This is a genomic window from Enterococcus sp. AZ170 (genome assembly GCF_050545135.1).
GTDB lineage: Bacteria > Bacillota > Bacilli > Lactobacillales > Enterococcaceae > Enterococcus_L > Enterococcus_L ureilyticus.
Window position 1 is genome coordinate 1920093 of sequence record NZ_CP172947.1, and the last position, 18732, is coordinate 1938824.

The following is an 18732-nucleotide window of genomic DNA, read 5'->3' on the forward strand; positions in this document are numbered from 1 at the left end:
GACCCTTAAAAAGTTAGATTCTGAGCCGACCCCCAAAAGTTAGACCCAAAAATCTAACTTTTGGAGGTCTTTTTGTATGGCAAAATATCGTTTAGAATTCAAATTAAAAATTGTTCAAGAGCATCTTGAAGAAAAAAGAGGAATAAATTGCTTAGCAAAAAAATATGGATTTAATTCTAACACTCAAATAAGAAAGTGGATCCATGCGTATAATGAATTAGGCGAAGAAGGACTACTTCGTAGTCGGAAATGTAGGAATTACTCTGTTCAATTTAAGTTAGATGCGATAGAGTTGTATTTAACTACAGAGTTGTCCTACCAAGAAGTAGCCAATCTTCTCAAAATGAACAATCCATCATTGATTGCGAATTGGCTTAAAACCTATCGTAAGCTTGGTATAGATGGACTCTCTAAACAGAAAGGACGTCCACCTACAATGTTTAAGAAGAAACGAAATGAAATCCAACCATTACCAAGTGAACAATCTCAATTAGATAAACTAGAAAAAGAAAATAGAATGTTAAAAATTGAGAATGCCTATTTAAAAGAATTGAGGAGGCTGCGTATATAGGACGAACAAAAAATGAACGAATCGCGCGAATCATTCACAGCCTCCGAGGATACTTTCGATTAAAAGATATTCTGGAAACCCTAAGGTTTCCAAAATCCACTTACATGTACTGGCAAAAACGCCTCGACAGAACAACTTCAACACAAATGATTGAAGAAGAAATTCAAGCAATTCGTAAAGAACATCAACATTATGGCTATAGAAGAATGACACAAGAATTAAAACGACGTGGATACCAAGTAAATAAAAAGAAAGTACAGCGATTAATTCAAAAGCTACAGTTACAAGTCAAAGCATTTACCAAGAAATCTAGGAAATATAATTCATATAAGGGAACCGTTGGGAAAGTAGCTAAAAACTTGATTCATCGAAGATTCAACACTTCGGTCTCTCATCAAAAAATCACGACGGATACAACTGAATTTAAATACTATGAAACAGATGACGCGGGCATTCTTCGACTGAAAAAACTATATTTAGATCCGTTTATGGATATGTATAACAGTGAAATTCTTAGCTACAGCCTTTCTACTCAACCAAACGGTAAAACAGTTATGGCAGGGTTAGCAGAAGCAATTTCTCAAACAAATGATTGTCCTTATCGCCGCACCTTCCACTCTGATCAAGGCTGGGCTTATCAAATGAATACCTATGTACAGACATTAAAGGACAACCGTACCTTTCAAAGTATGTCTCGGAAAGGAACCTGTTTAGATAATTCTCCTATGGAGAATTTCTTCAGTATTCTAAAGCAAGAATTGTATTATGGCAAAGTCTATCGGAGTCAAAATGAGTTAAGACGAGCAATTGAAAACTATATTTATTATTATAATAATCATCGAATCAAAGAAAAACTTAACTGGAAAAGTCCAGTAGAGTTTCGACAGTTCGATCAAAAAACTGCATAAAAAATAGAGTAGAAAAATCCACTCTATAAAAAGTCTAACTTTTTGGGGTCACTACATTCACGCTTCCTTTTAAGGGTCTGTTCTATTTAATTTATTTTCACTTCATACTAACTTTATTTTTTTAGATCGACAACCATTCTGCCTTTGATTTTTCCTTGTTCCATTTCTTCAAAAATATCATTGACTTCATGTAAACAGCGTGTTTCTACGACAGGTACTACTTTTCCTTCTGCTCCAAATTGGAATGCTTCTTCTAAATCTTTACGTGTTCCAACTAAGGAACCAACGATTTGAATGCCATCTAAAACAGTCTTTACAATTGCTAAATCCATCGTTTCTGGCGGCAGACCAACTGCAACCACTTTTCCAGCAGCTCTCACTGAATCAACGGCTTGATTAAAGGCAACTTTTGACACTGCTGTAACGACTGCTGCATGTGCACCACCTACTTTTTCTTGAATCCAAGCGCCTGCATCACCATCAGTTAACGGGTTACAAACTAAATCAGCTCCTAATTCCTTAGCAAACGCTAACTTATCATCATTGATATCAACTGCAATTACTTTCGCATTAAAAACATTTTTAGCATATTGAATCGCTAGATTACCTAATCCGCCGATACCGTAGATAGCAACCCATTGCCCAGGTTTTACTTCTGAAACCTTGATTGCTTTATAACAAGTAACACCGGCACATGAGATACTACTTGCTTGCGCTGGGTCTAATCCCTCTGGCACTTTAACAGCATAATCCGCTTTGACAATACATTGTTCAGCCATCGCTCCATCTACTGAAAAGCCAGCATTTTTCACTTGACGGCAGAACGTTTCACGACCAGTAATACAATACTCACATGTTCCACAGCCCTCAAAAAACCAAGCAATGCTAACACGATCTCCTACTTTTAAACTCTCAACACCTGGAGCGATTTCTTTAACAATTCCGATGCCTTCATGACCAATCACACGCCCAGGAACTTCACCAAAATCGCCATGAGCAACATGTAAATCTGTATGACAAACACCACAGTATTCAACATCTACTAAAGCTTCACCAGCCTCAAGTGGTCTAATATCTACATCCTTAATTTCTACTTTTCCGTTATTTTCATTTGTTACAACAGCTGCTTTCATTCTATCACTCCTGTATTCAATATAATTTGGTAACATTTACATTCTACCATGTACGAAATCGTTTTGATAGCCCTTTCAGATAAATCGTTCTTAAATAAAGAAATTTTGTTCACATTCTATAAAAAAGAGTAGAAATGAATCACTTTGCATGATTCATTTCTACTCTCTTAACTGTATAATTAGTTGTTTTAGATTGCTGTTGTGGCACCACGATAAACAATGCCGCGACGAGGATCAACAGTAATTAGCTCATCATTGGTAATCAAGTTTGTTGCATCAGCTGCACCAACAATTACTGGAATATCTTTGGCAATTGCAACGACTGCTGCATGTGAAGTCAACCCGCCTTCTTCAACGACCAAAGCAATTGCTTTATCGATTGCAGGCATATAATCTTTATCCGTTGTTTTAACAACTAAGATAGAACCTTCCGTTGCGTTGGCAACTGCTTCTTCAGCTGTATTCGCTACAACTGCTTTAGCAATTACTGAAGCTTCACCAATCCCTTGACCTTGAACTAATTTTGAACCGATCATTTGGATCTTCATTAGGTTCGTTGTTCCTTTTTCGCCGACTGGTACACCTGCTGTAATGATGATCAAATCACCTTCACTTGCAAACCCTTCTTCTTGAGAAGTGTGTGTTGCTAAATTGAACATTTCATCTGTGCTTGATGGTTTCTCAGCAACTGTTGCATAAACACCCCAAGATAATGATAAGCTACGCGCTTTTTGTTCGGTGAACGTAATAGCAACGATGTGTGATTTTGGACGATATTTAGAAATCATACGTGCAGTGTGTCCAGATTCAGTTGCTGCAACAATAGTTTGGATACCCAAGTTACGAGCAGTGTGCCCAACTGATTGACCAATTGCTTCGGCCATATCTGTTTTGCTGTATAATTTCAATGCAAATGAATCTTGGTTGATCAATGCTTCTTCAGTACGAACAGCAATGCGAGCCATTGTTTGAACCGCTTCTAATGGGTAATCTCCAGCAGCTGTTTCACCAGAAAGCATTACTGCATCTGTTCCGTCATAGATTGCATTGGCAACGTCATTTGCTTCCGCACGTGTTGGACGTGGGTTGCGTTGCATAGAATCTAGCATTTGAGTTGCAGTGATTACTGGTTTTCCTAAAGCGTTACATTTTTTGATCAATTCTTTTTGAACAACAGGAACATCTTCAGTTGGAATTTCAACACCCATGTCGCCACGAGCAACCATCAAACCATCAGAAACTTTTAGGATTTCGTCAATATTGTCGATTCCTTCTTGGTTTTCAATTTTAGGAATGATTTGGATATGTGTTGCGTTTTCTTCTTCTAAAATTCTAGTAATTTCTAAAACGTCAGTTGCACGACGAACAAAACTTGCAGCGATGAAATCGACACCTTGTTCAATCCCAAAACGGATATCAGCAGCATCTTTATCAGTGATACCAGGAAGATTGACAGAGACACCTGGAACGTTTACGCCTTTTTTATTTTTTAATACGCCTTCGTTTTTCACTTCAGTAACGATTTCGTTAGCATTGCGGTCAATATCTGTTACTTCTAAATCAATCAAGCCATCATCTAAAAGAATATGAGAACCAACGTTTACATCGTTAATTAATTCTGGGTAAGTAATTGAAAATTTTTCGTTTGTTCCTAAAACTTCTGTCATAGAAAGACGTACTGAATCACCCGTTCTTAAAGTAATTGCGCCATTTTCCATCTCATTAGTTCGGATTTCAGGACCTTTCGTATCAAGCAAGATCGCTACACGTTTACCTGTAATTTTTGCAGCTTCGCGAATATTTTTGATGCGGTTGCCATGTTCTTCAAAATCACCATGTGAGAAGTTCAAACGGCAAACATTCATTCCTGCATTCATTAAGTTTACTAGCATATCTACCGTTTCGCTAGCTGGTCCGATCGTACATACGATTTTCGTTTTTTTCATTACCAAACGCTCCTATTCCATTTTTGTTTATACGTCATGAAGATTATCTATTTTCCTCAAGAGCTTCTTTAAATAACACTCAATTTCAAGTGTATTCTTAAAAAGAAATCTCTTGATTTAAATCATAAAGTGATAAATCTGGTTTGTGTTTGTGGTTTTCTAATGTATCAACGATATCAGCTGAAACGACTTGATTGTCAAGCATCCCAATACATTGTCCACCTTTTCCAGCTTTTAATAATTCGACAGCATAAGAACCAAATTTACTTGCCAATACACGGTCACGGGCACTTGGTGAGCCACCGCGGACAACATGTCCTAAGATAGAAACACGTGTATGGAAGTCGCCATGTTCAGAAAGTTTATCGGCAAACTCGTTTCCACCCATAACACCTTCGGCTAAAATGATCAAACAATGTTTTTTACCGCGATCACGGCCTTCTCTAATTCGTTGTGCTACATTGACCATATCAAAATCATGCTCTGGAATGATGATTTCATCCGCACCACCTGCTACACCAGACCAAAGAGCAATATCGCCTGCTCCACGTCCCATTACTTCAATAACGAATGTACGTACATGTGAAGTAGCAGTATCACGAATACGGTCAATTGATTCTAATACGGTATTGATCGCTGTATCAAAACCGATAGTAAAATCAGTCCCTGGGATATCATTATCGATTGTTCCTGGAATACCTACGGCTGGAAATCCACGTTTAGTAAGTGCCATTGCGCCATGGTAAGAACCATCACCGCCAATAACAACTAAGCCTTCGATACCAAATTTTTTCAATTGTTCGATTCCTTTTAATTGTCCTTCTTCTGTTGCGAATTCTGGATAACGGGCAGAGTATAAGAAAGTTCCTCCACGTTGAATTTTGTCGCCAACATCTGCAATGTCTAAACGGCGGATATCGCCTGCTACTAGACCTGCAAAACCGTAGTTAATGCCGTACACTTCGATTCCGTCAAAAATCCCTTTACGTACCACTGCACGAATAGCAGCGTTCATTCCTGGGGCGTCTCCCCCACTGGTTAAAATACCGATACGTTTCATTCGTTCTTTCACCTCATAATAATATACTTTTAAGCTGCAACAAGATTTGCTACAGTTATTCATTACTCAAAAATATTACGTCACTCATTTTACCATTAATAGTGCAAAATGTCTTGATTTAAGAAGAAATAATTGAAAAAAGATGAAAACAATTAGTAGTTTTTACCGTAAATCATTTGAAAACAACATTTTGACTACCCAATATTGCCTCTAATTGTTCTTTTACATCTATTGTTTCACTTAACCAGTTCTCTTCACCTAAGACTAATTTCTTGTTGCTTTTTTCAAAGTAAATGATTACTGGCGTATTTCCTTTATGCTTTTGCAGCACTTCATGAATACTGTGTAAAACTTCTTTTTGGTCTCTTGCTTCTGAAATTTTTAAGTAACACGTTGTTGCACTAATACTAGTTTCAATGTCACTCGCTTTTTCTATTTGATTGACTAGTAATTGCAACTCTTGATTATAGTTACTTTTTTCTACTTTACCTTCGACGAAATAAACCTGATTTTTTTCAACAGTTTGACGAAGTGTTCTGAAAACTGCTGGAAAAAGTGTCAAAGATAACGAACCTGTTAGATCATCCCCTTCTACGAAGGCCATTTGTTCTCCTTTTTTGGTACGAATCACTCGGACATCTTTCACATAAATTAATAAACGCGCCGTTTGATTTTCAACCACATCGCTGACTAACATTACTTGTTTAGCTAAACGAGTTTTCTTAAACTCTTCAGTCGGATGCCCAGATAAATAGACACCTAAATATTGCTCTTCCTGTTCTAGTTTCTCTTCTAACGAATAATCAGCTACCTCTACTTCTTTTAGTTTCAAAGTATCTTCTAAAAGGTTCATACTACCACCACTGTAAATAATGTTTTGAATCTCACTATCTAAACCGACTGCTAATTGCCGGCGATTCGCTTGTAATTCATCGAAAGCACCGATGGCAATCAGTGGCTGAATATTTTCTGCTTTTAACCATTTGCGGTCAATACGCAATAAAAATTGATTGAACGTTTTAAACGGACCATGTTCTCTACGTTCATCTAAAATATTCTGGATAAAATCTCTACGTATTCCTTTCAACGAGCTAAAGCCAAACATGATTTGATCATCATTATTTAGGTAAAAACTATACTGACTAGAATTGATCGCAGGTTGCATGATTACCATCTTATTTTTGCGAGCTTCACCGATGTATTCCTTGATTTTAGTAGGATTATGTCGAACAGAATGGAGTATAGCAGCATAAAAAGCTCCTGGGAAATGAACTTTTAGATAGGCCATTTGGAATCCAATAAAAGAATAGGCAAATGCATGTGAACGGTTAAAACCATAATTCGCAAAGCGTTCGATATAATCGTAGATCGTGGTTGCGACTTCCTCACTATGCCCTTGTTTCATTGCTCCCTCAACAAAGTGTTTACGTTCTTCATCTAGCACATCTTTTTTCTTTTTACTGACGGCTCGTCTTAAAATATCTGCTTGCCCTAAGCTAAAGCCTGCCATCGTTGAAGCAACTTGAATGATTTGTTCCTGATAGACAATAACGCCGTAGGTATTGTTTAAAATTGGTTCTAAAACAGCATCTGGATACTCAATTGATTCTTGTCCTTTTTTTCTACGAATAAACAAATCAATATTTTGCATAGGTCCTGGTCGATACAATGCATTGACTGCTGCGATATCTTCAATACTAGTTGGACCTAATTTTCTTAAAACATTTCTGATGCCCGCCGATTCAAACTGGAAAACACCGCTTGTTTCACCTCTTCTAAATAAAGCCAATGTTTGTTCATCACCTAGTGGAATTTGGTTTAAAATCACTTCTTTTTTATAGACTCGTTTAACCGATTTGATCGTATCATCAATAATTGATAAATTTCTCAAACCTAGAAAATCCATCTTCAACAAACCGATTTTTTCAACATCATTCATCGTAAATTGCGTAAGAAAGATATCATTTGATCCAGGTTGCAACGGAACAATATCAATCAAATCAAGATCACTAATCACCACACCTGCTGCATGTGTCGATACGTGACGTGGCAATCCTTCTAGGCGAACTGCTGTATCATATAATAAACGGTTAGTATCAGAAGAGTTTACTAATTCAACGAGTTTTTTCGAATCGTTATAAGCCGTTTCCAGTGTCATTTTCAGAGCACTTGGTACCGAATTTGACCATCGATTGGATTCACTTTGTGATAATCCAAAGACTCTTGCCACGTCTCTTAGAACCATTTTAGCTGCCATCGTTCCAAATGTCGCAATTTGAGCCATATGATAATGACCATATTTCTCTCGAACATACTGCAATACTTCTTCTCGGCGATTATCAGGAATATCTAAATCGATATCAGGCATCGAATGTCTTTCGGGATTTAAAAAACGTTCGAAAAGCAAATCATACTTAATTGGATCGACATCAGTGATTGACAAGACATAAGAAACTAATGAACCTGCAGCAGAACCACGACCAGCGCCTGTCACGATTTTTCGATCATGAGCAAAAGCCATCACGTCCCACACAATCAAAAAATAATCATCAAAGCCCATCGTATGGATAATCGTGAGTTCCTTTTCCAGTCGTTGCTCATACTCAATTGAAGCATCAGGTATTCGCTCAGGTAATTTCTGCAGACACAGTTCTTTTAAGAATACACCTGCTTGCTTCCCATCTGGAATGGGAAAATGCGGCAACAGACGCTGATGTAAGGGGATTTCTACAGTACAAGCAGCAGCCATATTTTCTGCATTTGAAATAGCTTGTTGGCTGACCTTTACTGTTAGTTGATCGACAGCATCATTTTGACTTCTTAGATAAAAAGGGCCTTCGATTTCCGTTTCTTCAGCATTCAAAGTCATCTGCTGGCCTTCATCGATATGTCTTAGCACTTTCAACGCAAAACCATCTTGTCGATTTAAATAACGTGTTTCTTGTAATGCAATCAATGGTTGGTTTTGGCTTTCATAAAATTGAAAAAGTAATGGATCTGTTTCTTGATTACAGGTAAAAGAAGCACTGGCAAAAAAGGAAGCTGGATCAAAATAATCGGTTAAGCGGTTTAAGCTCTCTGACGCTTCCTCCACACTTCTTTTCAAGGCAAAAGTAACTTCTCCTTTGTCAGAAGGCATTACAGCGAACAAATGACTCAAGTAGTTTTTCACTTCATCTAGATAGAAAATTTTTTCACTATTCATCTTAGCCGTTGAAATTCGCATCAAGTTTTGGTACCCTTCTAAATCTTTTGCATACAACAATAGTTGAGCAGATTGTTCAGACTTGTGAGGTGTATATTCTACTGTTAAGCCAATAATCGGTTTGAGCCCTTCCTTCATACAGGTTTCAAAAAACTCGATTGCGCCATGAAGTACGTTGATATCCGTGATTCCAACGGTTTGGTAGCCCAGCTTTTTAGCTTGCTGAACAAATTGTTGAATTCGTATTGTACTGGAAAGTAACGAGTAGGAAGTGATTGTATATAATTGTGGAAAAGACATAGGACATCTCCTTACTTACATAATGGTTTTAAATCAAAAAATGTAACTTTCAATTCCTTTACATTTAGAAAAATTGTGCTAAACTATAGCTAGAAAAGAGGTGCAATCCATGCGTTACATTCTTGTATTGTTGTGGTCTTTTTTACTTGGACAAGTCGTTGGCTATATCGGTGGTGCCTTAAATGGCGGAACTTATGATTTTATGCTGACAACCGTTATATCATTGATTACCGGCGTGATTATCTTATTGATTGGTCAATTTGCATTACCAAAAAAAGAAACCACTAAAAGTGTTCAATAACTAAAAGTAGTATTTAGCTTTTAACCTTAAAAAGCATCCTTATAAAAAAACCAGTTACTACAAACATTGTAACTGGTTTTTTTATGTTTTCAACCGTTTAAAGTCTTTTATTTAAAATTTTGCGGAAATTAAACAACGATAAACAGATATTTCCTAGTACAAAACAAGCTGTCACAATAAATACAGCACTATAGCCCATTCCGTGTGCGACAGTTGAGCCAATCATAGGACCTAAAACTTGTCCGAAATTGCTAAACATCTGATTATAACTGTATATTCGGCTGACGCCTTCGGTTGGCGTGATCTTACTGATCAATGTATTAATCGAAGGCATTAAAGCACCTGTTGAAAAACCTAGGAAGAAACGTAATAGTCCTAATTGAAACGGTGTTTTAACAAAAGCCATCGGAATATAACAAATCATCGATAAAATCAATCCCGCTAGTAACACTTTATGATTGCCAATTCGATCTCCAAGTTTTCCTAGTATCGGAGAAGAGATCACTGCTGAAACCCCTGCAACAGAAACAATCAACCCACTAATAAATAATATATTTCCCGTATCTTGACTCAATGAGCGGATATACAACGTTAGAATTGGACTAATACTTGTCACACCAATTTGTAAAATCAACGTGGTTACAAATAAACCAATGAGAATTGAGACATGTTCCATTTTTGAAAAAATCTCTTTGGTACTTAATAAGTCTTTTTTCTCAACAGGCTGAAAATCTTCTTTCACCATAAAAATGGTCAATAATGTTGTGATCAGCAAGACGATTCCCGTAATAATGAAAACATTCTCCATGCCAAACCATTGAGCTAGGGCACCGCCGATCGAAGGTCCAATCAAATTTCCTGCAATAGCCCCTGTTGATAACGTACCTAATGCCCAACCACTTTTTTCCTTAGGTGCTTGTGAGGCGATCATTGCTGTTGCATTCGGAATATATCCTGAAAGAATCCCATTAAAAAAACGCATGATTAACAACCAGTATACATTAGGCACAAAAGCCAATGAACCCATCGTGATCGTCATTCCGGCAGCAGCCCGGATCATCATGACTTTGCGTCCTTTTCTATCTGCTAAATTCCCCCAGATTGGTGCTACGATCGCCGCTGCAAATGCAGTAACCGCGATTGCAAGACCTGAAAACAGCTCAACTTGACTTTTTGGCGTTCCTAATTGTTCAACATAAACAGGAATAAACGGCATCACCAAGCTAATACTGGCTCCTGTGAAGAAACAACCTAACCAAGCAACCATCAAATTCTTTTTCCAATCAATTTTCATTTTCACGCACACCTCACAAATTCTTCACTATTAACTATACTCCAAAATATGCAATCTCTCAAAAAATAATTGTCAAAAATGAAAAAAGCTCAACTATCAATCGATAGCCAAGCTTTAAAATCAAGTCATTTTATAAAATTGCTAAAATAATAAAGTTTAAAATAAACAAAGCATTGACCACCCAGAGAATCGGCGAAACTTCTTTGATTTTTCCTTTTGCAACTTTAACTACTGCGTAAAAAATAAATCCTGCAGCAATTCCGTATGAAATACTATAGCATAATCCCATAAAGATCGATGCAAAAAATGCTGGTACTGCTTCTTCTAGATTAGTCCAGTCAATATCTTTGAACGATGCTAACATCATCACACCAACTAAAATCAGTGCAGGAGCTGTTGCTTGTGCCGGGACAATTGCAATCAGCGGAGACAACAAACTGCTCAATGCGAATAAGGCAGCAACAACAACAGACGTTAAACCAGTCCGACCACCAGCACCAATCCCTGCAGCACTTTCTACATAAGTCGTGGTATTAGATGTTCCAAATACCGCACCGATCGATGTTGCAATCGCATCTGCAAATAATGCCTTATCCATTTTTGTAGAAAAACCTTTACTATCCTCTAAAGCCAATTCATCTTCTTTCGAGAAGATCCCCGTGCGACGGCCAGTACCAATAAATGTACCGATCGTATCAAATGTATCGGATAAACTAAAGGCAATGACTGTCATCAACACCTGAGGGATTTTCGAAGCATCACTAAACAGTGATTGCATACCATCAGCACCAAAAGCGGCACCAAAAGTCGTTCCTAAAGCACCAATAGAGTTTCCTAAAGAATTTTCCTGCCAGTTAATCGATGAAACATTGACCACACCCATTGGGATTGCAATGATTGTCGTTACAACGATACCGATTAGAATCGCTCCGCGAATATTTAAAACGACTAAAATCGTTGTAATCACTAAACCTATCACCGCTAATATAATTTCAGGATTATTAAAATTCCCCAAAGCAGGAACAATACTATCCCCATTAACAGCGCCATTTTTTGGCTCAGCTTGAACTGTAAAATCTAATAATTTTGCATTTTTGATCCCCACATACGCAACAAAAATACCGATACCTCCGCCGATGGCATGCTGCATACTCTCAGGTATTGCATTAATGATCAATTTACGAATTTTTGTAACAGTAATCAAAACATTGATCAAACCACAGATAAAGACCATTGCTAATGCCTGTTGCCATGTATAACCCAAACCAAAAACTACTGTAAAAGTGAAAAAAGCATTTAGTCCCATTCCTGGAGCTTGTGCATAAGGAACATTTGCAAAAAGTCCCATAATCAATGTTCCAATGATCGATGCGATAATCGTTGCTAGAAATACTGCTTGAAAAGGCATTCCTGTTTGAGATAAAATTGATGGATTAACGAATAAAATGTAGCTCATCGCAAAAAATGTGGTTACCCCTGCCATCATTTCAGTTGAGACGTTTGTTTTATTTTCCTTTAATTTGAAAAACTTTTCCATGAAATTGTTTCTCTCCTCTTTACTAAAATTTCATCAGAATACTAATACGTTCGTTAAAATAATAAGTGCATCTTGCTTTTCCTGATGAATACTTTTAAAGTATAAGTTAGAGTTTAGTCTATTTCAACAAAATATTAACTTTAATCACATTAATTGTTTTTAATGTTCGTGTTTGTGTCTGTAGATGTAAAAAAAGCGATATAATCGCCAGTTCTCTCCAACGACTATAACGCTTTTTACTATTATAAAATTTTTCTTTTTATTAGATGAGTCCCACATATTCCCAAAATCACTATACCACTTAACATAATAGAAGCGGCTTCTTTTTCACCAGTCTTCGGTAATTCTTTTCCAGTGCTCGTTTTGGCAAGCTCTTTAGTGTTCGTTGTCTCTAGAGTCACTTCTCTTTTTGGTAAAATAGCTAATGAGAAAATTGCTTTATTTTGTTCTTCATCTAACACTATTACAGTCAATTTCTTTTTATCTTTGATTTTTAACGAAGTAACGTTGAGCTTGATCCGTCCTTCTGAATCCGCTTGTCCAACTAAATCACCTTCAGGCAGTGCGGTGGTTCTAGTTTTTGTCTCTGAAAGTTCGCCAACATAAAGAACGATTTTTGCATTCGGCAACGTCACGCCTCTTAAAAGCTCATCATCTTCGTACAAAGGATCGAAAATCGTTGCTTTCTTGATTCTTTCTTCCGCCTCATTGGGCTCAATAATTGGTGGATCAACTGGATCTGTGGGATCAGCTAATTTTTTTCGATTTTCAATCGATGCTGCAATCAATTCCCATGTAGCTTCCTGACTTTCAATATATCCAATAAAAGTCTCTGTATCTGGTTGCATCGCATTGACTAACGTTGCTTGTGTAAACCCAGCAAAACCGTCTCCTCCACCATATAAAAAGTCATTGATGACGACCTGATACGCTTGTTCTGCTTGCATTCGTGTACCGTCTTTTTCATACATTTCTTGTACTTTGAACGGTTGTTCCTTGTTATCAGTTGCTACATAGGTATACGTTAAACCAGAAATCTGTAAGAAGTAGCGTTCCTCTTCATCATATTGCTCATTTAAGACTTGTTCAATCTGAGAACCAGTCATTTCAACGACTTGCAGGATATTCCCAAATGGCTGAACAGCTTGAGCAGCGCCCCAAGTAATTGTGCGATCTTCGCCAACCACTAAATCAGCACGAATTCCGCCATTATTAGTCATGGCAAAATCAGCATTGATCCCTTGTGCATGAGCCATTGCAACTTGACTGTCCGTAATCAGATTTCCCAAAGGAGATTCTTTCGATCCATTAACCTCTCGTGTAATTGCAGAAGCTTCTTTCGCCGTTCCAATTTTTTTATTTGTTACCATGGCAACACGTTCTTCCGCATCTTTCACCACAGCATCTACTTTTTTATCTATTTTCGGAGCCGTTTTATTAGCTGGATCAACTGGTAAAACTCTCGCATTCGGTGTCTCTACAAAATCATTAGTCTTTGGATCAAGTGTTCCTTGTAAATCGATATATCCTTTTCCTTGAGAGGTGGACTGGACTACTCTCGTTTTATTGACTACACCGTTTGTATACTGGTGATTATGTCCCGCAAAAAAAGCATCTACACTGTTATCAGGATATAATTTATCGACTTGTTTGATGATTTCAGCTGCTTCACCATCAACCTTATTAGCCTTACTTGTTGCAGGTACATGAGCTAAAACAACAATGGCATTCACGCCAAGCTTCCTTAATTGACTTGAGTAATAAGCAATTGTTTCAGCTTCATCTAAAAAATCATACGCTTCATAATGTTCTTTTAAAACTAGGTTAGGAATTTCAGTTGTTACCACACCAATAAAGCCAACCTTCACCTTATTATTTGCTGTCCCTACCTCTTTGATCGCATATGGTTTCCACCCAAAAGGAATTTCTTCTGTTCCTTTTTTAACAACATTGCCAATCACGATCTGGGTTTTGGATGCTTCTCTTGGATACGCTGTCAGAATACCATATGGATCATTTTGCGGATTTTCTCCAAGCATAATTCGATTAAACTCTTGTAAACCTTCATCAAATTCATGATTACCTAATGTTCCTATGGAAAAATCCATTTGGTTCAATACCTTTATCGTCGGCTCATCTTGAAGCAGACCTGAACTTGCAGGACTTGCACCAACCATATCTCCTGCTTGCACGCGTATAGTTTGTCCCCCAGTATTTGCTATAGAAAATTGTTCCTGTGCATGATTCAAATAGGCAGCTAGTAACGGAGCGGTTCCTGTGTTTACCGTTTTTTTACCTTCATCGTCAAAAAACGAACCTGATGTATTCAAAGCACCATGAAAATCATTGATACCCAAAATTTGAAAGGGAATTTCTTCAGTTTGCGTCGGTTGTTGTTGCATCGATGTATTTGTCCCATTTTCTGTTTGGGCAACAGCAACTTCAGCCCCAACTGTAGTACTGCTAACGATACCAATCATCAATAAACTAGTTAATAAAGAGCTTTGCCACTTTTTCATTTATGTAACTCCTCTTCAATTATTTCCAAATATACTTAGTTAAAGAGTAACAATTTCCAAACACACTGTCAATATAGCTTTTCACCATCTACTTCTGAGTCTAACGCTCTTACTCCAATAATAGAAGCGAATAAAATAAGCTGCAATCCTGTCAATAAAATAATGAATAACCCTTTATCCACCGACCACTGAAGAAAAATAATTTGGATTGTTTGAATAGGTTTCGTCAATAAATGGACACTGTGCAAACGATCAAAACGTCCAACAAATATAGCCAAGCTAGATAATGCATTAATAACTATGACAAAAATAACACCGTGCCATCGGCTTTTAAATAGTCCTCTGCGATAACATTCCTTTATTATTGTAATCAATGTCGCCATACCTAAATAACCGTACACACAAATTCCGATAGTCAGCAAACTGAAAGATAACCACGCCGACAATGATTGCCCGAACAACTGATTCATCCCATGGTAAATAGGTAATTGTTCTAAATGAAAAAAATCAGTAAATAAGTATGGTGCATTGGGATAAAATAATAGCCAGAACATTCCTAACAGAAAAAAGAGTTGCTTGGTCGCTTTTTTAAAATGAAAGCTTAGCTCTAATGGAATATAGGCTAACAAAACATTCAGCGCCATAAAATGATACACCTTAGCAAAGAACAGCATATACAAGCAGTAGAACACCGTCCCTATTCTTACTAACCAACGATATCTTTGATTCAAATGATTCACCGTCCTTTTTTATCTAGTGTATCATATAGACATTATTTTCAAAAATTTTCTTGAAAACTTGTCATTCTGCTATTTTGTGCTAGACTAAGTGAAAGAAAACTTTCCGGGAGGAACGACTTTGAAAAAATTAATTGCAATCGATTTAGATGGTACAACGTTAAATGGACAGTCACTGATTAGTGACACGACTGAACAAGCCTTAAAAAACGCAATGCAACACGGGCACTATGTCAGCATTGTTACTGGTCGCCCTTATCGAATGAGCGGTCAATTCTATCGTCAACTGGGGTTATCAACTCCGATGGTCAATTTCAACGGTGCTCTTGTTCATATGCCAGAAAAACAATGGTCTGACGAAAAAGAAACTGGAATCCAAAGAGATTTAGTTTTTGATATTTTAGCTCAAAAGAAAGCCTTAAATCTTGATTTTGTAGCGGCAGAAAATAAAGAAACATTTTATATTGATAGCTTAGATTACTTTGATTCAGGTTTCTTCGCCTCAGAAGCAACGCCTAGTAACCTTTTGACAACCAAAAATTTACTGACAGATCCAACTTCAATGATGGTTCGGACTTCCAAAGAGCAAGCAGAGCATGTTTCTGACTCTTTAATGAAACAATATGGTGATTATGTAGATGTTCGAACTTGGGGTGGACCCACACCGATTTTAGAGATCGTTTCAAAAGGCATCCAAAAAGCGAAAGGGGTCGAACAAGTCGCAAATTACTTAAACGTGAAACGTTCTGACATCATCGCATTTGGTGATGAACACAACGATGAAGAAATGCTCGATTACGTTGGTTGGGGTGTTGCAATGAAAAATGCAACAGATAAGATCAAATCTGTAGCCAATGATGTTACGGATAAAACGAATGATGAAGATGGTTTAGCTGATTATCTTGAACGATATCTAGACTTAAAAAAACAATAAAAAACGTGAGTGGAATGAAACTGATTTTTTAGTTTTATTCCACTCATATTTTTTATTTTCAGTTTTGACAAAATCAATACTTCTTGCTAAAATAAGAACATATGTTCCGTAAATTTTAGAGATGAGGGCTTGTAATGGATTTATCTAGAAAAATAGAAATTCTTGCTGAATCAGCAAAATACGACGTATCTTGTTCCAGTAGCGGGGTTACTGATAACTCGCGAAAAGGAACTGTAGGTAGTACTGCAACAGCTGGAATTTGTCATTCTTTCACGAGCGATGGCCGGTGCGTCTCGCTTTTAAAACTACTTTTTACAAATGCTTGTATTTTTGATTGTCATTATTGTATCAACAGAAAATCTAATACGATCCCTCGGGCCACCTTCACGCCAAAAGAAGTGGCTGATTTAACGATGGACTTTTACATGAGAAATTATATTGAGGGGCTTTTTCTAAGTTCGGCTATTATAAAAAATGTCGATTATACGAGTGAATTATTGATTAAAACATTGAAGATCTTACGCTACGAAAAAGGATTTAAAGGGTATATCCACGTGAAGGCCATTCCAGGTGCAGATGAAAAATTAATTGAAGAATTAGGCTTTTTAGCTGATCGTATGAGTGTGAATGTCGAATTGCCTTCAAAAGAAAGCCTGAAATTATTAGCACCTGACAAAGATCCTTTTGCTTTATATAAACCTATGAAACAAATCACGCATAAGAAGAAAGAACTTGTCCAAGTACCCGCTTTAAAAAAACAGTCCCCATTTGTTCCTGCTGGTCAATCGACACAAATGATTATCGGTGCTTCTCCCGAAAGCGATCATGCAATTGTTAAGATTGCCGAAAATTTATATAAAAAATATGAATTAAAAAGAGTTTATTATTCTGCATATATCCCTGTAAATCAAGATTCTTTACTACCAGCGATTACAACTGACCCCCCCTTATTAAGAGAGCATCGATTGTACCAAGCAGATTGGCTGTTACGCTTTTATCGATTTTCTGCCGATGAAATTTTATCCGAAGATAAACCGAATTTTAATTTATACTTAGACCCTAAAGCCAACTGGGCAGTCCAAAACTATGAGCAGTTTCCAATCGATGTACAATCGGCTTCTTATGAGCGTTTGCTAAGAATCCCTGGAATCGGACCAAAAAGTGCACAAAATATTTTAAAAGCTAGAAAGTATTATCAATTACATTTATCAGATTTAAAAAAATTAGGCGTTGTTATCAAGCGAGCGCAATATTTTATCAGTTGCAATGGTGTTCGCCAACCTGGATTGAACGACGATCCTGAATGGATCATTTCTTCTTTGATTTCTTCTCGCCAATACGAAACATTAAAAAAGAGCAACAGTCAATCACAGCAAGAACAATTATCCCTGTTTGATGTCGAACGTTTTGAGACAACCAAACGAAAGGAATCCCGTTATGCACATTGAAGAAACCACAGAAACTTGGGAATATGATGGTAGTTTTTATGGTTTTTTAACGATTATTTATCATGCCTTTAAAAAACGAGTATTTCCTGAAATCATTGTAACGTCAGATAATGCGATCGAAAATTTATTTGCTAGTCATTGGATCGCAACAGACGAAGTACTGGCTCAAAGAATTCAAGCTCGCCTGACCGAACGATTACGAAAAGAAAATTGGCAATTTATTATTGATGGTTTTTATTGTTCATTGAGAGATAAAGAACGCTGTTTGCTAGACGCTGTTAAAATCAGCTTGACAACTGATAGTTTATTGACTAATCACTTAGGACACCCGTCCATTTTAGCTCTTCAAAATGCTTTAAACGCTTTATTTAGTGAAGTCCATGCATTAACTGGTTTTATTCGATTTGAGTATGTAGGTGATTCACTTTACAGTACTATTGCTCCTAAACACTTTTCATTACCGTACCTTTGTCCCCATTTTGCCAAAAGGTACCCCAAAGAGACACTTATAATTTATGATGAAACACACCGCTTACTGGGAATTATCGAAAATGGACAAATTAAATTTATTGAAAATAGTGCGCCACCAACATTTGATTCCAACGAAACTGAACAAGGGATTCAAGAAAACTGGCGTTTCTTTCTTAAAGCCGTTACGATTGAAGAAAGAAAAAATGAACGAGCTCAACTTTCTCATTTACCAAAACGCTATCGTGGCCATATGGTTGATTTCCAATAGCTTGTTCTACATATTTGAAAATAAAAGGAAAACGTACAAACAGTGGGAGCAGAAGCAATCGCTTCTGTCCCACCTTGGTTTTTTCTGATTCATTTGTACA

The 18732-nt window shown here is 37.1% G+C and carries 12 protein-coding genes and 1 pseudogene; 5 read left to right on the top strand and 8 right to left on the bottom strand.

The annotated features are described in order from the left end of the window. Positions 1-76: 76 nt before the first annotated feature. Positions 77-1479: pseudogene (locus IGJ55_RS09260) on the top strand (IS3 family transposase). Between the two features lie 113 nt (positions 1480-1592). Here the strand turns inward: IGJ55_RS09260 and adhP are convergent. The 4 genes from adhP to dnaE form a co-directional block, all read right to left on the bottom strand. Further along, positions 1593-2612, bottom strand: a complete 1020-nt coding sequence (adhP, locus tag IGJ55_RS09265; RefSeq protein WP_207120520.1) for an alcohol dehydrogenase AdhP — start codon at positions 2610-2612, stop codon at positions 1593-1595. Positions 2613-2800: 188 nt separating this feature from the next. Further along, complete coding sequence (pyk, locus tag IGJ55_RS09270; RefSeq protein ID WP_207120521.1) at positions 2801-4558, bottom strand: pyruvate kinase; 1758 nt, start codon at positions 4556-4558, stop codon at positions 2801-2803. A 97-nt stretch (positions 4559-4655) separates the two neighbouring features. Further along, positions 4656-5618 carry a 6-phosphofructokinase gene (gene pfkA, locus IGJ55_RS09275; protein ID WP_010772717.1) on the bottom strand — a complete coding sequence of 321 codons (963 nt, stop codon included), beginning with the start codon at positions 5616-5618 and terminating at the stop codon, positions 4656-4658. A 172-nt stretch (positions 5619-5790) separates the two neighbouring features. Then, the gene (gene dnaE / locus IGJ55_RS09280; protein ID WP_430606219.1) at positions 5791-9123 is read right to left on the bottom strand and encodes a DNA polymerase III subunit alpha; all 3333 of its coding nucleotides are present in this window, start codon (positions 9121-9123) and stop codon (positions 5791-5793) included. A gap of 109 nt (positions 9124-9232) precedes the next feature. Here dnaE and IGJ55_RS09285 point away from each other — a divergent pair, with 109 nt between their 5' ends. Then, complete coding sequence (locus tag IGJ55_RS09285) at positions 9233-9424, top strand: YjzD family protein (RefSeq protein ID WP_069640818.1); 192 nt, start codon at positions 9233-9235, stop codon at positions 9422-9424. Positions 9425-9521: 97 nt separating this feature from the next. On the opposite strand, the gene IGJ55_RS09290 is transcribed toward IGJ55_RS09285, so the two are convergent. The 4 genes from IGJ55_RS09290 to IGJ55_RS09305 form a co-directional block, all read right to left on the bottom strand. Beyond that, the gene (locus IGJ55_RS09290; protein WP_069640819.1) at positions 9522-10718 is read right to left on the bottom strand and encodes a multidrug efflux MFS transporter; all 1197 of its coding nucleotides are present in this window, start codon (positions 10716-10718) and stop codon (positions 9522-9524) included. Positions 10719-10848: 130 nt separating this feature from the next. Next, positions 10849-12255: an NCS2 family permease gene (locus IGJ55_RS09295; protein ID WP_069640820.1), complete on the bottom strand. Its 1407-nt coding sequence runs from the start codon at positions 12253-12255 to the stop codon at positions 10849-10851. A 242-nt stretch (positions 12256-12497) separates the two neighbouring features. Beyond that, positions 12498-14774 (bottom strand): 5'-nucleotidase C-terminal domain-containing protein, encoded by a 2277-nt coding sequence (locus tag IGJ55_RS09300; protein ID WP_430606221.1) that lies wholly within the window; start codon positions 14772-14774, stop codon positions 12498-12500. Between the two features lie 68 nt (positions 14775-14842). Next, positions 14843-15514, bottom strand: a complete 672-nt coding sequence (locus IGJ55_RS09305; protein ID WP_379896848.1) for a DUF1361 domain-containing protein — start codon at positions 15512-15514, stop codon at positions 14843-14845. Positions 15515-15632: 118 nt separating this feature from the next. Between IGJ55_RS09305 and IGJ55_RS09310 the strand changes: the two genes are divergently transcribed. The 3 genes from IGJ55_RS09310 (at position 15633) to IGJ55_RS09320 (ending at position 18632) form a co-directional block, all read left to right on the top strand. After that, positions 15633-16445, top strand: a complete 813-nt coding sequence (locus IGJ55_RS09310; protein ID WP_069640823.1) for a Cof-type HAD-IIB family hydrolase — start codon at positions 15633-15635, stop codon at positions 16443-16445. Between the two features lie 134 nt (positions 16446-16579). After that, positions 16580-17893 (top strand): putative DNA modification/repair radical SAM protein, encoded by a 1314-nt coding sequence (locus IGJ55_RS09315; RefSeq protein ID WP_429949639.1) that lies wholly within the window; start codon positions 16580-16582, stop codon positions 17891-17893. After that, positions 17883-18632 (top strand): TIGR03915 family putative DNA repair protein, encoded by a 750-nt coding sequence (locus IGJ55_RS09320; RefSeq protein WP_069640825.1) that lies wholly within the window; start codon positions 17883-17885, stop codon positions 18630-18632. The genes IGJ55_RS09315 and IGJ55_RS09320 overlap by 11 nt, the downstream gene beginning before the upstream one ends. Positions 18633-18732: the final 100 nt, after the last annotated feature.